The sequence below is a fragment of the Bradyrhizobium sp. BR14999 genome, assembly GCF_056106085.1.
Map to the genome: position 1 here is coordinate 2,408,109 of NZ_CM148536.1, position 17,641 is coordinate 2,425,749.

A 17,641-nucleotide genomic window follows, 5' to 3' on the forward strand; every position below is an offset into this window, starting at 1 on the left:
GCAGGATAGAAATTCTCTTCGGCGGTTCGTTTTTCGAAGCGAGATCGAGAAGGCGTCTGTCGTCTTCTTTGCACCATCGACGAGATCGGTTCCTAAGCATTCTTCACTTTCGGTGATTTCCATTCCGAACGAGTCTAAGCTGAGCCACGCTAGGTAGTTCCATCCAAAATCCTGGCCGGGAGCGAATATTCTCCTCTCATGAGAAGTGCAGCACTGTTTCTTTACGCCGCCAGTCGCTGACGTGACCATCCCGAAGGAATAGTCGCGGCGCAGATACTGACAAATGTCCGGTACGCGAGGCTCATTGCGGGGCGGAATGGCGTCGAGGCTGAATAGTGTAGCAAATGCTTGCTAAGCTCGTGCACGCCGGCGTTGGCGCCCGTCTGCTTACGTTTGTGAGTGTGTGGGCGTCGAACTCGTTCGCCGAAATGGCTTGAACCTGCCGCAGTGTCAAGTTGTAAGCTTTAAAGATCGATCGTGAGGCAAAGCGACTGGTGCGCGCGAATGGCGCAGCTAGGCTCATCGCGCGCGTGAATGCTGAAATGAGGGTGGCGGGCGTGCCGGAAACGCGATCTGAAGCATCTTACAGTTGGCCCGCGCTTCACTGGATGTTGCCAAACAGTCATTGGCGCGGCCTTTGTGGAGGCCAGAAGTGGCGCCGGACAGACGGAAGGCTGTAGCGGAGCCAAACGTCAGTCTTCCACGTCGCGCATAAGCGCGCCGCTTAATTCCGTAAGCGCTACTAATAACAACTCCGACAGGCTCAAGAGCACGTGATGGATCTCAAATTGATCATGGGCAAAGTCGCCAGCGGCGTCCCATTGGACCACCAGGAAATGGCCTTGGCCTTCGACATTATGATGTCGGGCCAGGCGACGCCCTCGCAGATAGGCGGATTGCTGCTGGCGCTGAGGGTGCGCGGCGAGACGGTTGAAGAAATCACCGGCGCGGCTTCCGCGATGCGCGGCAAAATGCTGCGGGTCAATGCGCCCGCCGACTCGATCGACATTGCGGGCACGGGCGGCGACGGTCTGGGGTCAGTTAACGTCTCGACATGTACTTCTTTTATTATCGCGGGCGCTGGCATTCCTGTCGCCAAGCATGGCAACCGCGCGCTCTCGTCACGCTCGGGCTCGGCCGATGTACTGACATCGCTGGGCGTGAAGATCGACTTGAAGCCAGAAGGCGTCGCTCGCTGCATTCGGGATGCCGGCATCGGGTTCATGTTTGCGCCGGACCACCATCCGGCACTGAAAAGCGTGAGCGCAACCCGGGTCGAGCTCGCGACCCGCACAATCTTTAATCTCGTCGGGCCGCTCTGCAATCCTGCGGGGGTGAGGCGGCAGATGATTGGCGTGTTTTCGCGCAAGTGGGTGCAGCCTTTGGCGGAAGTCTGCAAGAGGCTCGGCGCGGAGTCGGCGTGGGTGGTGCATGGCTGCGATGGGCTCGACGAGATGACGCTCACCGGCCCCACCTTTGTCAGCGCCCTCGACAAAGGTCGGATTCGCAGCTTCGAGGTGACCCCGGAAGAAGCCGGGCTTCCCCGTTACGGAAAGGAGGAGCTGAAGGGTGGGGACCCCCATACTAACGCGATTGCACTACGAAGCGTACTCGAGGGCGTGCCAGGCCCATATCGCGACGTCGCTCTCTTGAATGCAGCAGGTGCCTTTATACTGGCCGGTCGGGCCACAACTTTGAGGCAAGGGGTAGCTATCGGGCAGGAGTCACTTGACAGTGGTGCCGCCGCAGCGCGCCTGAAGCATCTGGTCGCAGTCTCTAACGCAGAACAGACAAGATGACTAACCCCGACATTCTGACGAGAATTGAGACGTATAAGCGGGAAGAAATCGCAGCGGCAAGGCGTGCGCTTTCGCGTGCCCAACTCGACGCGCGCGCAAAGTGCGCGCCATCTCCGCGAGGCTTTCTAAGCACAATTCGCAAAAAGCACGCGTCGGGTGGCTATGCCCTGATCGCTGAAATTAAGAGAGCGTCGCCCTCAAAGGGGCTCATCCGCACCAACTTCCACCCGCCATCACTCGCCAGGTCGTATGAAGCAGGGGGCGCGGCTTGCCTTTCAGTCTTAACGGACAAACCGTCTTTCATGGGTGACCTTGATTTTATGGAGACGGCGCGCGCCGCCACAAACCTGCCAGTCTTGCGCAAGGATTTCATTTTCGACACTTACCAGGTGGTCGAGGCTCGCGCTCGTGGTGCCGACTGCATTCTGCTGATTATGGCCGCGCTGGACGACGGGGCGGCCCACGACCTCGAGGCCGCGGCCTTAGCATACGGTATGGACGTGTTGATCGAGATCCATGATCGCTCCGAACTCGATCGCGCCTTGAAACTACGCTCGCAGATGATCGGCATCAATAACCGCAACCTGCGCACGTTTGTGACAAATCTCAAGACAAGTGAGGCGCTGGCATCACTCATCCCGCAGGATCGACTGATCGTCAGCGAAAGCGGAATTTGTGAGTTCACTGACCTCGAGCGGCTCTCACGAGCTGGTATCGCAACCTTCCTTGTGGGCGAGAGTCTAATGCGGCAGCCCGACCTCACGGCAGCAACTCGCGCGCTGCTTTCAAAAAACTAAGCTGGAGCCATCTGGGGCGCATCAATGACACGCAAAGTCTCAAGCCCGTCGATACGGCAAGCGCGCCGAGAGCCTCAAGCAAGACAATGTCTGCACAGAGCTAAGGCGCGAACTTGCACGTTTCCCACAGGTAGGACGCTGATCCTTGGTTGTCTTGCCTAATGAGTGAGATTCAATCAATCGAGGCAGCCGAGTTTCGCCAGGCAATGCGAAATCTGGCCAGCGGCGTTGCCATCGTCGCGACAGGAACGGCGCTTGAACGGCGTGGGTTAACGGTGAGTTCTATTACGTCGATATGCGTAGATCCTCCCTGTTTGCTGGTTGGTATTAATCTCAGTTCCGGGACACATGATGCGATACTTGCGAACGGCAGGTTTGGCGTGAGCCTCCTTGCTATTGATCATCAGGACATCGCTCTGCGGTTCGCCGGCCGGGATGGCTCCAAAGGAGTCCAGCGGTTCGATACGGGTGCCTGGGACCAGGGGAGTCTCGATGTACCTTTATTGCAAGGCGCAATCTGCGCTCTCGAATGCGTTCTACACCACCATCAGGTCATTGGCACGCATGGAATATTTGTCGGTCGAACGATTGCGGTGTATCCAGGCGACGGCAATCCGCTCATCAACTGTCGTGGCGAACTTCGAGCATTACCATCAGACTGAGCGCGGTTCTGCGGGCGTTCTACACTGATAGGCTTACGATCGGAAACAGTGATGAAGCGATTGTTGATCGGACATTACTTGCGCGAGAGCGGCGCCCATCTGCGGAGCAGCTTGATAGTTGTGAGTTCAAGCGCGCCTTGAGAGGTATGCGCAGCGTCCGGCCGGGGCGGGGAGCAATCACCGTCGCTGACAAAGACAATGGGGGCCAAACTGCCTGATCGCCCGCTGGACGACCGGGCGTGGACGTTGCTTGTGGGCAGATGATCGCTGGTGCCCGCGAACGCGCCTGGATCGACCTCAAGCAATTGCGGTCCGAGTAGACCGCGAAAGCGGCATCTAAACGCAGAGCCTCCACTTCCCGCGCGAGCCGTTCGCGTATGCGTGTGCTTAACACTTCTCATCTCGGCTCGGTTTTCAGACCCGGCACAGATCACGATCTTGAACATTCCGAGCCAAGTCTTACCTTTCCCAAACACTATCGCAAGCACCGCCATCGCTGGTACGGCGGACCTTCATGTTCAACCAAGTCCCGCGGCGACTTCCGACCGAATGATGGTCGCCGTGTTCAATGAAGCATCCAGAGAGAGGTCCCCAAATGCGAGCTGACAAAGAAGGTAATTGGCGCCCGCCTCTTCGAGATGATTAAGAAGAGTGTGTCGTATCGAAGCGGCCGTCCCGGCAACGCACAACTCGCTCTCGATTGCTGCATCGAAGGTCAGGGGGAGGTTCGGCGGAGTGGGGATGTTGTTGCGCTCATAAAGGAACTTGAAGCTCTTGAGCCAATGATCGTAAGCCGGCGCAGCGAGTGCATAAGCGTCTGCTTCAGAGCTGCCGGCCACAACCATGCGGAGCAAGCCAAGAAATGGCGATTGGACATTCGCGTCTGAACCTAGCCCTCGACGTGAGCGGTACGCATCAGTAACCCTTCGAACAGACGATGCAGGTCCGATGCTTGCGATGTTCGCGCCAATCTCAGCGGCCCAGCTTGCCGAGCCAGGTTGATTTACGGCGATCCATGTCGGGGGGTGCGGTCGCTGATGAGGTGTTAGCGTCAATGGAACGTCATCCAACCGGAAGTGGTCCCCCTCGTAGCAGACCGAGCCGCCTCGCATGGCTTTAACAAGGATTTCACTGGCCTCTGCATAACGCCCTGGTGCCGCGTCGGCACTGACCCCGAAATAGCCCAATTCCACTGGAAGTGAGCCGCGTCCGATGCCAAGCTCGAGTCGTCCGCCGCTCAACTGGTCCAGCATACATGCCTCTTCAAACGCTCGCAGCGGGTGATGAAGGCTAAGCAGCATGACCATTGGGCCGACGCGAAGACGTGTCGTGCGCTGTGCGACGCTCGACAAGAACAGATTCGGTACGGGGCTTCTCCCATGCGGAGTGCAGTGGTGCTCTGCTAGATGGTACGCATAGAATCCCAGGCGATCGCATGCCTCAGCAAGCAGGAGGCGATCGTTGTATTGTTGGGCTACGTCATGACCGTTCGCGTCCAGGTGATCGAAGATGCCGAACGCTAGTTTTGAAGGGAAAGTACTTGTCACTCGATCACCTCATGTAGTGGAAGCGGCATAGCCATTGGCTTGGGGTCAGTTTGACGAGGAAAAAATATCACTGACGGTTGAAAGAAACGCATCCATTTGCCCTGCTGTGCCGATGGTAATGCGTATGAAATTCTCAAGACCGTTTTCGGGGAAAAACGCCACAAGCACGTTCTGCCTCTGGAGTGCGGCTTGCCACCAGGCGCCGTCGTGTCCTTCGGGCACGCGGGCTAGCAGGAAGTTGGCCTGGGAAGGCAAGACGGTAAACCCGAGTTTTGATAGTTCGACGCTCGTTCGCTCCCGTTCACGCATGATATGTTGATGGTTGTCGTCGAATGCGGCTCGATGCTCAATGATGCTCATGCCGACCGCATAACCAATCACATTCATGTTGAAGAGGTTCTGCATGGTACGAAGCCTGCCGATAAGCTCGGGGTGACCGAAGCCGAAGCCAATGCGGAGGCCCGCCGCGGCATAACTTTTCGAGAACGTGCGCAATAGCAGAACATTTGAATAGCGGTTGACGAGCCGTAGTCCATTGTCCGGCGCGAAGTCGGCATACGCTTCGTCAAGGACGATCAGCCGATCAGATTGTGCTACGAGCCTTTCGACATCGGCGATCGGAACAAACGTTCCCGTCGGATTATTCGGATTGGCTAGCACAACAAACTTGGCATCTCGGGCGGGGCCGAAAAGCAGCTGGTGCGTTGGCAAGGAATGATCCTCACCCCACCCTATCTCCAGAAATTGGGCCTCGTGCAACATGGCGAGCTTGCGGTTGAACGAAAATCCGGGCGACATCATCGCTACGGCGTCGCCTGGAGCGAGGAACGCTTTGTAGATAAGGCCGAGAAGTTCGGACGATCCGTTCCCAGCGATCACCTGATCGGCGGAAAGGCCGTAAGCACAGGCGGCAGCCTCTCTTAAGCCGACATTGTCATCTTCCGGATACAAATAGTGCCGCTCAAAGGCGGCAATTGCGCATTCCTTGACAACTGCGGGCAATGGAAATGGGTTCTCATTCATGTTGAGTTTGACGCAATTTGCGTCAAGCGCGGGCAGAGCGGGTGGCGGAACGTCTAATTGTTTTGCCACGTGCGAAAGGGATGAGAGTGCGCTTAGCAGCCTTGCGTCTGACATGTGGTCGCTCCGTCGAAAAGCATGGGTTTTGAGCATGGCTATGGTCCTATCTGGGTGAACACTCTGGTACTTGGCGCATGAGCTTCCGCGTCAGCAGGCCGACCCTGTCTCTGCACAGTCGGCCGGCGCGGACTTTCACCCGTCTTTAGGGGCCGATCCTTACAGTTGCATGAAACGCAAGGCGAAACCGAAACTTGCGTAAGTCAGGTCATGTATTTGCGAAGGGCGCACCAGTCGGATATGCGCTCTCCCATGATTAAACAGAGAAGGGGTCCCAACTAGGGTGCTGTTTAACTGCGGCGAATAGTCATTGCTGAGTTTGTAAACCTCAGCGATACCGCGCGGTAAGCTGTCGGCACAGACTCTGGCCAGAACTGTTCGGCAACGGTTGCCCGCACGAATGTCCGTCGGAGGCCTGGTTATGCCTCCAATGGAGGGGCAATGCGATTGCTCTCTAGCAGGCACACGCACGTGCTTGCGGGCGTTTTGCTCGAGGTGATCAGAGGGCGTGACGGTTGGTCGCGGCGCAAACATTTGCGTTTGAGACATTCACAATCCTCGTTCGCCAGCTATCGGGGGCCCCGATGCCTCCCCAGTTTTGATAGTTTACAACTTGACCTTACGTTCGTTTCAAGAGCTTTCGATCATGATCGGAAAATGTCTCACTTCCTACAACGAGAGCCGACCTCGATATGGGCGAGCTGAATTGCCAAGCCATAAATAGTTGTCACATAAGTCGTGCAGAGGATCATCCGCTGGCAAATGTCAGCGAGGTTCAAAGTCGCATTGAATCCAGCATCTCAAGTGGGTTCACAAATGAGATCGCAGTCGCATTGCTCGAGATTGGCATTGTTGTTGCAGCAGCAATGCAGCCGAAGCAGGCAGGTGGCTCACAGCGCGGCAACATGGCGCGAGCGGGAAGGAATGCGATGGAAGAGAAATTGTCATGAAGGCTCTGGAAGATAAAAACGACGTAAGAGACACGGAAACTCTCCTTTGTCACCTTGGTCGTGCGCCGGCAGAACATGCTGGGATGGCTAATGTGCCGATCTACCGCGGATCTACGATCGTATCGGAGACCTTGGAGGAATGGGACATCCGGAACAAAGACAATCCGAGCTACGGTCGCTTCGGCACGCCACTGTCGCGTGCGCTGGAGGCCGCGATCTGTAAGTTAGAGGGCGGCTATCGTTCAATTCTCTTCCCATCAGGGCAATCGGCTTGTACTCACTCTCTGCTGGCGTGTCTGAAGGCGGGCGACGCGGTTCTGATCAGCGACGGCGTTTATGCGCCTGTGAGAGCCTTCGCGGACAATGTTCTTGCGAGGCTGCAAATCAAGGTGGAGTATTTCTGTCCAACTAAGCCGTCAGAATTGGCCGCGAAGATCAAAGCAAATACACGCGCCATCTATTTGGAATCGCCATCGTCTATGACGTTCGAAGTTCAAGATGTCCCAGCGCTCGCGGCGATTGCACATCGCTCGGACGTACTTGTAATCATGGACAATACGTGGGCGACACCTCTGTATTTCAAACCGTTCGAGCACGGGGTCGACATTTCGATCCAGGCAGCGACGAAGTATATCGTTGGTCATTCCGATGCGTTGCTTGGCGTTGCCACTGCGAACGAAGCGGCATGGCACGGCCTGAAGTCAACTGCGCATCATTTCGGCGAAATTGGCGGACCAGACGATATTTATCTGGCCCTACGTGGACTTCGTACTCTAGGTTTGCGCATGAAGTGCCATTGGGAAAATGGCCTTATCCTGGCGCAGAATCTGCAAACCCATCCAGCCGTCGACAGGGTGTTGCACCCAGCCCTTCCCAACGATCCCGGCCATGTCATTTGGAAGAGAGATTTTCTGGGCGCCAGTGGACTCTTCGGAATTGTTCTGAAGCCTATGTCACGGCCGCAACTTTCGGTTCTCTTCAGCAGCCTGCGTCTCTTTGGGATTGGTCTGTCCTGGGGCGGGTACGAAAGTCTCGCGTTGCTCGTCGAGCCTCCGAAACGGATGGAAGGCTCGCTTCAGCTTCCAGGACCGCTGCTTCGCATACACGCGGGCATGGAAAGTCCGACCGAGCTGATCGCGGACATGCATGGGGCACTGAACGCCGCCTGCGAAGCTGCAGCTGACAGCATCGTTCCTCCGGAAACGAGCGAGGTCGTCAGTCAATGTCAAATAGTCAGCTAGTGTTCGTGCTTTGAACCTGACGGCTCGAGGCCGCTGCGCTAACGATCGTTCAGCGGCCCCTCCCCGGTGGTATACGTGGTACACGAGGTGCAATGCGCATTGCGCGCGATAGGACGATAATGAATTGTTCGACAGCAATTCAGTCGCCGAAGGAATGATCCTCGGCGCGTGTGCAAGCTACCAGATCCAGCCAAGCCCTCGCGGCGGGCGAGAGACACGCCTCGCGCCGCCAGATCATTGCAATGCGCCGGTCTGTATCAGCTTCGTCGAGAGGCAACCGCGCGAGCGAGAAATGCGCACGTTGCTCCGCAATCATCCGTGGCAGAAAGGCGGCGCCCATGCCCGCCGCAGCAAGTTCGATGATAAAGTCAATCTGATTGCTGCGTGCTACGACGCGCGGCTCAAAACCGTGCCGTTGGCAAGCATCCATAATCATGTGGTTCGATGCAAATCCGGGTTCGAAGAGAATGAACGGAATCTCGCGCAATGTCGAAAGATCGAGGGATTGACGCTGCGAAAGCTCATGGTCAACCGGTAGCAGTACAGCAAGGGGCTCGCGTTTGACGTCTTGCCATTCAAAGGCGTCTGATACGGGAAGAAGCGAAGCGGCAAGTTCGATCTCGCCTGATAGCAAAATGTCTTGCAGGCGCTCGCTTCCGTACTCCACGAGGCGGATGTCGACGTCTGGATAACGTTTACGGTAGATCGCAAAAAGCTTCGCGAAGAGTGTGCCAATCCCAACCGGTGGCAAACCGAGCTTGAGAATGCCGCATTTGAGGCCGCGCAGCTCGTTGAGTTCGGAAATTAGATCGTCCCGTTCAGTCAGAATCCTGATCGCACGGCGGTAAACAATTTCGCCGGCAGCGGTAAGTTTGCTGCGATGGCCGATCCGATCAAGTAAGGGCACGCCGATCTCATCCTCCAACTGCTTGACCGCCTTGCTGACCGTAGACTGGGTCGCGAATACGACTTTGCCGGCCTTGGAGAACCCGCCCTGCCGTACGACCTCCACGAAAGCGCGTAGTTTACGAAGCTCCATGTGAATTCCAAAACCGAATAGACTCTTGTCGATCAATTCATTCGCTGCGCTATCGGCGGTTCTCCACGTGAGCCCGTGTCCCCGCACTGGCCTGCCACGACAGCGCAACTCTGCAGGCCAAAAAATCTATTCTTGTTTTCGCTTCTTTGGGGCGGTTATCTGTTGTGACCGGTCGTCTTACATGCTGATCATGCTCTTGCGGCTGCGGAATCACTGTGAGTCGCGCACCTTCCTGCATGATGTCGAACTGCCCGATTGGACCACGGACAAATCAGTTTGCGCTACTAGCAGCATTCAGTACGAATGCAATTGTCAATCTGGATGAGCTTGCTGACTAAACTCTTACGGATCGTCCAATTCTAAACACAAGCAATGGTCTGACCGATCGGACTCGCGGCGCGCCGTTGAGCCCGTAAGTCGAGCGGAATGGCCGTTTCCGTGTATGCAGTCTTGTTTTACGAAGGACAATGCCTGCTTAGCGCCTCGCACGCTCGAATGGTGCTCAGTCTTGGCTCGCTCGCGTGAGCGAAGTTAACAAAGGCAGGAAATTGGAAGGCACGAATCGACGACAATTCCTGACCTCCGTACCATGGCCAGATGGTTTTGCTCAGGCGTTCTGCGTCTCGCCCGTAAGATTGCGCAGTCACAATCCGATCGACGTCGCTTTGCCCGCATCCATCACGCCAGTGCGCTTAACTGCGCATCGATCGACAGGTCGACATGCTCCTGACCGGCGCGCCGCAGGTCGGTCTTGTTTTTGCCCTAACGCAGCCAAACGCCCTTGCAAGGAGCCGAGCCGCCAGCGCGATGTTTCGACAGGAGAGATGGTACAAGTGTTGCAGGTACGAGGTGAGGTCTTCGATGCAGAAGTCCTTTCGGTGTTGGGGAAGATCTATGATGAAGCGGTGGCGGCGCTGCCTGCAAGTATGCGAACTCCCGTCAATCGAACAGAGATTGCCAAGCTGGTACTTGAACGTACGGCCGCTGGTGAGGCCGAATTGGCTCTCCTAAGAAGGCTGATGGTGGCTATCGCGCCAGTCGCTTAGTCGAGCAGCGGTTGAATGCCTCTACTTGAATTCCAGAACTATAACCGCGTTATCCGAACGCCATTGCAGCAGACTGTTGCTTGTATATTGCATGTCACTCAGCCTGCTGAGCCGTTTGCCGCAAGTCGAGGTTCGATATTGCCGACGGAAAGTTGGCAACAAAATCTGCAGGCTGTCGAAACCGCTTGAACCTCACGTGACGTTAGGTTGTAGGTTTGAAAAAGAGAAACATGACCAGACCTACAGTATTCAGGCGCCGGTGGCGGCGCATCGGTGAACTTGCAGAGGCGACCGGCGTGACCGTGCGCGCTCTGCGTCACTATGAGCACACCGGATTGCTCTCAGCGTCGCAGCGCACGGGCGGTGGTCACCGGATCTATGACTGTGAAAGCGTCAGAAGAGTGTATCACATTCTGGCGCTTCGCGAGCTTGGATTGTCTTTGCAAGAGATCCGGAAAGCGATGGAGGGCAGATCCTCGCTTCCTAACTTGTTGAGCGAACAATTGGAACGAGCGGAGATCCAGGTCGCGCGAGCGACCAAGTTGCGCGATCGTTTGCGCAATATCACGCAGAACGCCGAATCGGACGTGAGTGTAGAGGAGCTACCTGCTCGCCTTGATGCGATGTCGCAGGAAGGCTGCGGGCGTACCCGCCGGCGCGCACGCGCTCCGGATGATTCTGATCGATAGGCAGGTAGGAAAGAACCGTTGAGCTACGCGAACGATCGCCTGGGAAAGGCGACGTTCTGTACGACCGCCAACATCGGGACCGCGGCGGGTGTTCGAAACCACAGCAAGTCCTAAGACAAAACATAGCCAGGGACGTCAAATGGCATTCTTTAGCAAGAGTTCTATTGCCGGCGCTGCGATCCTAACGTCTGTATTGATCTCAGTCGCTTCCGCTGACGATGTCTATATTGCGGTGGCCGGTCCCATGACGGGCAGCAACGCTGCAGTTGGTGAGCAGATGCGGTATGGTGCGAGTGCGGCCGTGGATGATTTGAATTCTTCCGGAGTGCTTCTCGATACAAAGATCAGATTGATCATTGCCGACGACGCCTGCGATCCGAAGCAAGCCGTCGCGGTCGCGAATCGGTTGGCGGCGGACCAGGTCAGGTTGGTCATTGGTCACTATTGTTCCTCTTCATCCATTCCCGCCTCCGACGTTTACGCTGAAGCCGCAATTATCCAGATTTCACCTGGATCAACTAATCCTCAGCTGACCGAGCGGGGCCTCAAAACCGTTTTTCGAATCTGCGGCCGCGACGACCAGCAGGGGGTAGTCGCCGCCGACTATATCTTGCGGCACTATTCCAATAGCAAGATTGCCATCCTTGATGACAAGAGCACTGCGGGGAAAGGCATAGCCGATATAGTTGCATCTCGTCTTCACGAAGCGGGCCTGCAGAACCTCATGCGGCAGAGCTATATGGCCGGCGAGAAGGATTACACGGCCCTGGTGTCGAGGCTGAAGAGAGAAGGAATTCAGATCGCTTATATCGGCGGCTACTACGCGGAGATCGGCCTGATTGTACGGCAAGCCGCTGACGCACAAGCCGGTCTTACCGTCATGGCGAACGATCCCTTGATGACCGGCGAGTTTTGGGCGATTGCGAGCGGTGCCGCAAACGGCACTCTCTTCACATTCATGCCTGACGCCACCAAAAAACCTGAGGCGGCCGACGTCGTCGCTCGTTTGAAGGCCTCAAAGCGGTCCGCGGAGGGCTACACGCTTTACGCGTATGCCGCCGCGCAGGCATGGGCCGACGCGGCGAAACGCGCTGGCTCGTTCAACGCGCTGCGCGTGGCGAAAGCCCTCCGGTCGCACGAGGTCGAGACTGTAGTCGGCCAAGTCTATTTCGATGCGAAAGGAGACAATGCATCTCCCGGTTTCGTGGTTAATCGCTGGCACGACAACACGATTGAATTGGTCGAGTAGCATCGGCTGACTAAGGGCCGTTCAGGTCGACGAGGGCGCGACCTGATCTGATCAATCACTTCCAATGCTTTGGGCGGAGTGCCGAGGATGGAAGCTAGGGCAAACGAAAGCTGGAAGAGAGCATGCGATCAATTGGCAGCCGGACGGATTATATTGTGACGAGCAATTAACGGCTGAGCTGATCTTGAGAAAACGCTGGCACAGCGAGCTATGTCGCCTGGCCACCCCCGTCGAGCGAGTGGCGGTCCGTCATTCTGAGGCATCTGAAGCCGTGTCTGTAGCTGACGAAGAGTGGTTCGATAGATGGCCTACGAGCGTCTTAGAACCAGCATGGCCAGGAGCTAGGCGCGCTGCCTCCTCTAACAAAACCTCGCGCATCCATATGCTGGCTGGATCTGTATTGTGGACCGAAGGCCACTGGAGCGCCTCGGTAAAACCAGGAAGCGGTAGCGGAAGTCTGTTGGTCCGCAGTGGCATCGTCTTTGCGAAGTACTTCACCAGCGTTAAGGGCATCGTAGCTATTCGGTTGGTGCCCACGAGCATATGCGGGATCATGCCAAAGCTCTGCACGACGACCTCGACCCGTCTCTTCAGGCCGTGCTCTTTCATGTACCAATCGTCTATGGAGGGCACTCGAGAGCGCCCGAACTTGACGGCAACATGCCCCATCGACATGTATCGCTCGAATGTAAGCTGTCGAGACAGCTGCTTGTTCGAACGGCAACCGACGCACACTACGGTTTCATCAAAGAGAGCAACTCTGGGATGCGTGTCCGACATATACACCTCTGGCACGATGAGAAAGTCGATTTCCGCGCGTTCGAGCGGTTGATCGAATGGGTCAGCGTGAGGCATGAACTCGAATCTTATGCCGGGAGCCTCTCGCGCGACACGCTCCACCACGTTTCGCAGTAGTACGATCGTGGCAAAGTCCGACACGCAGATTCTGAAACGACGATTCGATTCGCTCGGTTTGAACGTATTTCCGGACGTAATAGAGAACTGGATGTGGAGCAGAGCCTCCCGAGTCGGGCCAGCGAGGGCTTCCGCACGTGGAGTCGGGATAAGCTCGCGCCCCCTCATCGTAAAGAGCTCGTCGCGGAAATACGTGCGCAGTCGGCCAACCGCCGCGCTCATGGCCGGTTGACTCAAGTTGATGCTGCGTGCTGCCGCCGTGAGGTTGCGCTCTGTCATCAGAGCATCGAGCGCGACGAGAAGATTTAGATCAAGGCCCCTGAAACGCATTGTCACCTATCCGCAGTGTAGATGTTTCTCATCCAAACAATCGATTTTACCAGTTCGCGCAGCGCCGGTTAGGAAACTGTCAGTAGTTAAGAACGTGGTAGATTTTGGAGAGGCAGAGCGTGGCGCCGCGGATCGCAAAAATTGGCGACGGGATTTCGTCCGCAGTTGCGCGCAGCTTAGCTCGACGGTCGTCATCATATTGTAGCCCTCGAAAACATTGCATCGATTCCAATACTAGCCACTCGTGCGAACGAGCTGCGATCGCTCCTGTAGAAATCCATCAAACTCTTCTTAAGTTCATTGAACGGCGCGAAATGCGTCGCGTGTACCATGGTCAGCACCAGATATTGAACTGGGCAAATCAAGCCGCGACTAAGATCATCCCGTTCCGTGTTCTTGACACGCAAGCAGCAGTTTCGCTGTGCAAGCTGGGAAGCGTGACGCCTGGTGCATCGCAGTGGCGGCACCTTCGCAACACAACCCGTCGCGAAAAAGGTTCTACATCACCGTCGTGTTCCGTTGCAACCGAATGCCGTTCAATGGCGCGTCCAGAAGCGTGGTTTAAACCATCGTATAGTCGCTACATACGGTTCTATGGAAGGCGTCTACCCCGATATGAATGGGTAGATGCGTGCTCCTTCGATAGCTTGTGTGGACCGCAAAGCCGTCGCGCAGAATGGACGTTTAGGCGCAATGGCAAGAAAATGAGATGCAGAGCAGTACATGAAGCATTTGTTCTAAAAGCACCGACCGCTACTCGCCTGACGGAGACGGCGGCAACAGTTAGCTGCGGCATACGCTGGATCGAAAGTATTCAAACGCTCGCTTGCCGCGACACCGCAAACGCCGTCAACAAGCCAACATCATTCACAGTCGCTGACGAAACCATGGAACGAGCACCGTCACGCTGCTCGTCCGCAGCCTGATGCGTGCCTCAGGTATACTGCAAGAAGCAGGAGAATCTTTCATGCGCCCTCAGCTAAAGTGGAGGACGTGTTGGGAAAATGACTTACAACTCGCCGACCACGTCGAGATATCCGAGTTCTTTCGAAATGCCTACGGACCGACGGGGGCTTTTAATGCAAAACCCTTTGAAGGCAATCGAAGCTGGGCCGGCGCCAGGCCTGAGCTCCGTGTAGTCGGCTACGATGAACGTGGCGTGGCGGCTCATATCGGCGCGCTGCGCCGGTATATCAAGGTCGGCGAAATCGATCTGCTGGTGGCTGAACTCGGACTGTACGCGGTGCGTCCGGATCTCGAGGGGCTCGGAATTTCCCATTCTATGCGCGTGATGTATCCTGTGCTGCAGCAGCTTGGCGTTCCGTTCGGCTTCGGTACGGTTCGACATGAACTCAAAGAACATATCTCAAGGCTGCTCGGCCGCCCGGGCTTGGCGACGATTGTTTCGGGCGTTCGCGTGCGGTCCACTCTTCCAGATATCTATCTCAACTTGCCGCCGACTCGCGTCGATGACGCACTCCTCGTCGTCTTCCCTATAGCGCGATCGATGAGCGAGTGGCCGCCCGGTACAATCATCGAGCGTAACGGGCCAGAGCTGTGAAAGACGCCAATTGCGCTTTCCAAGCGCACAGCAACCGCGCCAAGGATACCCGCAGCGTCTATTTGACGTTTGATGACGGGCCGAATCCATACTGCACGCCGGATATTCTCGATGTGCTGGCGGAATATCGCGCGCCGGCCACATTCTGCGTCATTGGCATGTATGTGGCGAATGAGCCGGGGCTAATCCGACGGATGGTCGCTGAAGGCCACGAGGTCGCTAACCACACGATGACGCATCCGGATCTATCCAGATGCGAACCAGAGGAAGTGCAATATGAAGTACTAGCGGCGAGTCGGGCGATCAGAAGCGCGTGCCCGCAGGCCGCGGTGCGTCGCGTGCGTGCGCCTTATGGCATTTGGACCGAACAAGTGTTCGCGATGTCAGCGAAGGCCGGGCTCGCCTCTCTGCACTGGTCGGTAGATCCGCGCGATTGGTCCTGCCCCGGCGCCGATGCGATCGTAGACGCAGTACTAGCATCTGTCCGTCCCGGCGCGATTGTGCTCCTGCACGATGGATGCCCTCCCGATGAGGTGGGGCGGCGCAGTCATGCCGATCTCCGCAGCCAGACCTTGATGGCGCTCTCCCAACTTATACCCGCTCTGCGTGATCGTGGATTTGCGATCTGCCCGCTTCCCCAACTTCACTGAACAAGATTGAGCCCTATGAGCCTGCTTGCCACAACCAGCACTGTCGTCGTCTCGTCCTATGCGCTGCTCTCCGCGGTCTACAAGACCGTGCAGGCATTTCATGCCTCACCGGAAAACACGCCGTCGACGTCGACACATGCGGTTCGCCCTGAAGCCATGCCCAGCGTGGATGTGATCGTGCCATGCTTCAACGAGGACCCGCGAACACTGTCGGCGTGTCTAGGATCGATCGCAAGCCAAGATTACGCCGGGCAGCTCCGCGTCTATGTGGTTGATGACGGTTCGTCAAATCGTGAGGACGTGGCATACGTTCATGAGGAATTTGCGCGTGACGTGAGGTTCAATTTCATTCTGCTGCAGAAGAACGTTGGAAAGCGGAAGGCGCAGATTGCCGCGATTCGCCGCTCATCCGGAGATCTTGTGCTCAATGTCGATTCGGACACGATACTGGCGACCGATATGGTCGGAAGGCTTGCATTGAAAATGCAAGACACCGAGGTCGGTGCGGCCATGGGTCAGTTAACAGCGAGCAACCGGAATGCCACTTGGTTAACTTCCTTGATCGACATGGAGTACTGGCTGGCGTGCAACGAAGAGCGCGCAGCTCAAGCGCGTTTCGGCGCGGTCATGTGCTGCTGCGGCCCATGTGCCATGTACCGACGATCCGCACTCGCTTTGCTGCTGGATCAGTACGAGGCGCAATACTTTCGAGGAAAGCCAAGCGATTTCGGTGAGGATCGCCATCTCACGATTCTCATGTTGAAAGCTGGGTTTCGAACTGAGTACGTTCCTGACGCCTACGCCGCGACAGTCGTTCCGGATAAGTTTGGCCCGTATCTGCGCCAACAGCTGCGCTGGGCCCGGAGCACCTTCCGAGACACGCTGCTTGCGTTGCGGCTTCTGCCGGGTCTCGATCCATACCTGACATTAGATGTTATTGGGCAAAACGTCGGACCCCTTCTTCTGGCTCTTTCGGTTGTAACGGGTATCGCGCAACTCGCACTCACGGGCACAGTGCCATGGTGGACATGTGTCATGATCGCATCAATGACGATGGTCCGATGCGGCGTAGCGGCCTTTCGTGCTCGTCAATTGCGATTTCTCGCGTTTTCACTGCACACCCCCATCAATATCTTTCTGCTACTTCCGGTAAAGGCATATGCCTTGTGTACGCTAAGCAACAGCGATTGGCTCTCACGCAAGTCGGCCAAGGCCACCAGTGCTGGCGGAAAAAAGGTGAGTAAGCAGAGCGAGCAGCCTCAACCGGGCGCCGCCCCGCTGTCGGGACTCGGCGTGCCGGCACGCAAGCGGGATAGTTCGCGCCGCCCTTCGGGCGGTGAGGCGACCGTACTCGCCGCGGCCAGTGATCGTGCGGACTGAGCGGCAGCTGGCCATGAACCTGCATGAGATTCGACAATTGTTGGAACGAGAATTGGCTGCCGATGATCCGTGGAAATTGGACGGCAATCCGTTCGAGCGAGAGCGTCACGCGCAAATGCTGCGGCTTTCACTTTTCAATGGCGCTATCAAGAATGGGCTCGAAGTCGGGTGCGCAGCCGGCGCGTTCACGGAAAAGCTGGCGCCGCACTGCGAGCGCCTCACAGTCGTCGACGTCGTGCCGCGAGCGATCGATCGGGCAAGCCTACGGACGATGCAATGGTCGCACATTACGTGGATTGTCTCTGACATTGAACAGTTCTCGACAGCTGAGCGGTTCGATCTGATCGTGGCGGCGGAAGTGTTCTACTATCTCCGCGATGTCGCCGAGATGCGTACGGCCGTCAGCAATCTGGTGCGAATGCTCGCGCCTGATGGTCATCTGGTCTTCGGATCAGCGCGCGATGCCACCTGCCGGGGCTGGGGGCATGCTGCCGGTGCGGAGACGATCATCGCAATGTTGAGCGAAACATTGGTCGAGGCCGAGCGGGTGCAATGCCAAGGTGTCTCGGCCAGCGAAGACTGCTTGCTCGCTCGTTTTCGGAATTCGAACCCATCCTCCGTTCTACTCAAGAATCCATCTTAAGCATTG

At 56.7% G+C, this 17,641-nt stretch carries 16 protein-coding genes; 12 read left to right on the plus strand and 4 right to left on the minus strand.

Annotation, left to right across the window (positions count from 1 at the left end):
* The first annotated feature begins 773 nt into the window (after positions 1 to 773).
* From trpD to ACR9YP_RS11165, 3 genes are all read left to right on the plus strand, one after another.
* Positions 774 to 1,799 (plus strand): anthranilate phosphoribosyltransferase, encoded by a 1,026-nt coding sequence (trpD, locus tag ACR9YP_RS11155; protein ID WP_474219749.1) that lies wholly within the window; start codon positions 774 to 776, stop codon positions 1,797 to 1,799.
* A complete protein-coding gene (trpC, locus tag ACR9YP_RS11160) occupies positions 1,796 to 2,596 on the plus strand; it encodes an indole-3-glycerol phosphate synthase TrpC (RefSeq protein ID WP_474219750.1) in 801 nt (266 codons plus the stop codon). The genes trpD and trpC overlap by 4 nt, the downstream gene beginning before the upstream one ends.
* 161 nt (positions 2,597 to 2,757) lie before the next feature.
* Entirely contained in the window at positions 2,758 to 3,258 is a 501-nt protein-coding gene (locus tag ACR9YP_RS11165) for a flavin reductase family protein (protein ID WP_474219751.1), read from the plus strand.
* A 518-nt stretch (positions 3,259 to 3,776) separates the two neighbouring features.
* Here ACR9YP_RS11165 and ACR9YP_RS11170 read toward each other — a convergent pair.
* Together ACR9YP_RS11170 and ACR9YP_RS11175 are read right to left on the minus strand one after the other, a co-directional pair.
* Positions 3,777 to 4,805: an LLM class flavin-dependent oxidoreductase gene (locus ACR9YP_RS11170; RefSeq protein ID WP_474219752.1), complete on the minus strand. Its 1,029-nt coding sequence runs from the start codon at positions 4,803 to 4,805 to the stop codon at positions 3,777 to 3,779.
* Between the two features lie 45 nt (positions 4,806 to 4,850).
* Positions 4,851 to 5,942 (minus strand): pyridoxal phosphate-dependent aminotransferase, encoded by a 1,092-nt coding sequence (locus ACR9YP_RS11175; RefSeq protein WP_474221034.1) that lies wholly within the window; start codon positions 5,940 to 5,942, stop codon positions 4,851 to 4,853.
* Between the two features lie 692 nt (positions 5,943 to 6,634).
* Here ACR9YP_RS11175 and ACR9YP_RS11180 point away from each other — a divergent pair.
* Positions 6,635 to 6,892 carry a hypothetical protein gene (locus ACR9YP_RS11180; RefSeq protein ID WP_474219753.1) on the plus strand — a complete coding sequence of 86 codons (258 nt, stop codon included), beginning with the start codon at positions 6,635 to 6,637 and terminating at the stop codon, positions 6,890 to 6,892.
* Positions 6,889 to 8,133, plus strand: coding sequence for a cystathionine beta-lyase (gene metC / locus ACR9YP_RS11185; RefSeq protein ID WP_474219754.1), 1,245 nt, complete (start codon positions 6,889 to 6,891; stop codon positions 8,131 to 8,133). The genes ACR9YP_RS11180 and metC overlap by 4 nt, the downstream gene beginning before the upstream one ends.
* A 139-nt stretch (positions 8,134 to 8,272) precedes the next feature.
* Here the strand turns inward: metC and ACR9YP_RS11190 are convergent, their stop codons facing one another.
* Positions 8,273 to 9,172 (minus strand): LysR family transcriptional regulator, encoded by a 900-nt coding sequence (locus ACR9YP_RS11190; RefSeq protein WP_474219755.1) that lies wholly within the window; start codon positions 9,170 to 9,172, stop codon positions 8,273 to 8,275.
* Positions 9,173 to 9,996: 824 nt separating this feature from the next.
* Between ACR9YP_RS11190 and ACR9YP_RS11195 the strand changes: the two genes are divergently transcribed.
* From ACR9YP_RS11195 to ACR9YP_RS11205, 3 genes are all read left to right on the plus strand, one after another.
* Positions 9,997 to 10,218, plus strand: coding sequence for a hypothetical protein (locus tag ACR9YP_RS11195; RefSeq protein WP_474219756.1), 222 nt, complete (start codon positions 9,997 to 9,999; stop codon positions 10,216 to 10,218).
* A gap of 230 nt (positions 10,219 to 10,448) precedes the next feature.
* Positions 10,449 to 10,907 carry a MerR family transcriptional regulator gene (locus tag ACR9YP_RS11200; RefSeq protein ID WP_474219757.1) on the plus strand — a complete coding sequence of 153 codons (459 nt, stop codon included), beginning with the start codon at positions 10,449 to 10,451 and terminating at the stop codon, positions 10,905 to 10,907.
* Positions 10,908 to 11,046: 139 nt separating this feature from the next.
* Positions 11,047 to 12,156 (plus strand): branched-chain amino acid ABC transporter substrate-binding protein, encoded by a 1,110-nt coding sequence (locus ACR9YP_RS11205; RefSeq protein ID WP_474219758.1) that lies wholly within the window; start codon positions 11,047 to 11,049, stop codon positions 12,154 to 12,156.
* Between the two features lie 249 nt (positions 12,157 to 12,405).
* On the opposite strand, the gene ACR9YP_RS11210 is transcribed toward ACR9YP_RS11205, so the two are convergent.
* Positions 12,406 to 13,401 carry a LysR family transcriptional regulator gene (locus tag ACR9YP_RS11210; protein WP_474219759.1) on the minus strand — a complete coding sequence of 332 codons (996 nt, stop codon included), beginning with the start codon at positions 13,399 to 13,401 and terminating at the stop codon, positions 12,406 to 12,408.
* Positions 13,402 to 14,368: 967 nt separating this feature from the next.
* Here ACR9YP_RS11210 and ACR9YP_RS11215 point away from each other — a divergent pair.
* The 4 genes from ACR9YP_RS11215 to nodS are packed head-to-tail and all read left to right on the plus strand — an operon-like array spanning position 14,369 to position 17,635.
* Positions 14,369 to 14,962, plus strand: coding sequence for a NodA family N-acyltransferase (locus tag ACR9YP_RS11215; protein ID WP_474219760.1), 594 nt, complete (start codon positions 14,369 to 14,371; stop codon positions 14,960 to 14,962).
* The gene (gene nodB, locus ACR9YP_RS11220) at positions 14,959 to 15,612 is read left to right on the plus strand and encodes a chitooligosaccharide deacetylase NodB (RefSeq protein ID WP_474219762.1); all 654 of its coding nucleotides are present in this window, start codon (positions 14,959 to 14,961) and stop codon (positions 15,610 to 15,612) included. Before ACR9YP_RS11215 ends, nodB begins: the two co-directional genes overlap by 4 nt.
* A 15-nt stretch (positions 15,613 to 15,627) precedes the next feature.
* Complete coding sequence (nodC, locus tag ACR9YP_RS11225; protein WP_474219763.1) at positions 15,628 to 16,992, plus strand: chitooligosaccharide synthase NodC; 1,365 nt, start codon at positions 15,628 to 15,630, stop codon at positions 16,990 to 16,992.
* Positions 16,993 to 17,005: 13 nt separating this feature from the next.
* Entirely contained in the window at positions 17,006 to 17,635 is a 630-nt protein-coding gene (gene nodS, locus ACR9YP_RS11230) for a nodulation methyltransferase NodS (protein ID WP_474219764.1), read from the plus strand.
* Positions 17,636 to 17,641: the final 6 nt, after the last annotated feature.

Bases quoted from the DNA above. Each gene is read 5' to 3' on its own strand.
- trpC (WP_474219750.1), top strand. From the start codon at position 1,796: ATGACTAACCCCGACATTCTGACGAGAATTGAGACGTATAAGCGGGAA.
- ACR9YP_RS11165 (WP_474219751.1), top strand. From the start codon at position 2,758: ATGAGTGAGATTCAATCAATCGAGGCAGCCGAGTTTCGCCAGGCAATG.
- ACR9YP_RS11175 (WP_474221034.1), bottom strand. From the start codon at position 5,942: ATGTCAGACGCAAGGCTGCTAAGCGCACTCTCATCCCTTTCGCACGTG.
- ACR9YP_RS11180 (WP_474219753.1), top strand. From the start codon at position 6,635: ATGGGCGAGCTGAATTGCCAAGCCATAAATAGTTGTCACATAAGTCGT.
- metC (WP_474219754.1), top strand. From the start codon at position 6,889: ATGAAGGCTCTGGAAGATAAAAACGACGTAAGAGACACGGAAACTCTC.
- ACR9YP_RS11190 (WP_474219755.1), bottom strand. From the start codon at position 9,172: ATGGAGCTTCGTAAACTACGCGCTTTCGTGGAGGTCGTACGGCAGGGC.
- ACR9YP_RS11195 (WP_474219756.1), top strand. From the start codon at position 9,997: ATGGTACAAGTGTTGCAGGTACGAGGTGAGGTCTTCGATGCAGAAGTC.
- ACR9YP_RS11200 (WP_474219757.1), top strand. From the start codon at position 10,449: ATGACCAGACCTACAGTATTCAGGCGCCGGTGGCGGCGCATCGGTGAA.
- ACR9YP_RS11205 (WP_474219758.1), top strand. From the start codon at position 11,047: ATGGCATTCTTTAGCAAGAGTTCTATTGCCGGCGCTGCGATCCTAACG.
- ACR9YP_RS11210 (WP_474219759.1), bottom strand. From the start codon at position 13,401: ATGCGTTTCAGGGGCCTTGATCTAAATCTTCTCGTCGCGCTCGATGCT.
- ACR9YP_RS11215 (WP_474219760.1), top strand. From the start codon at position 14,369: ATGCGCCCTCAGCTAAAGTGGAGGACGTGTTGGGAAAATGACTTACAA.
- nodC (WP_474219763.1), top strand. From the start codon at position 15,628: ATGAGCCTGCTTGCCACAACCAGCACTGTCGTCGTCTCGTCCTATGCG.
- nodS (WP_474219764.1), top strand. From the start codon at position 17,006: ATGAACCTGCATGAGATTCGACAATTGTTGGAACGAGAATTGGCTGCC.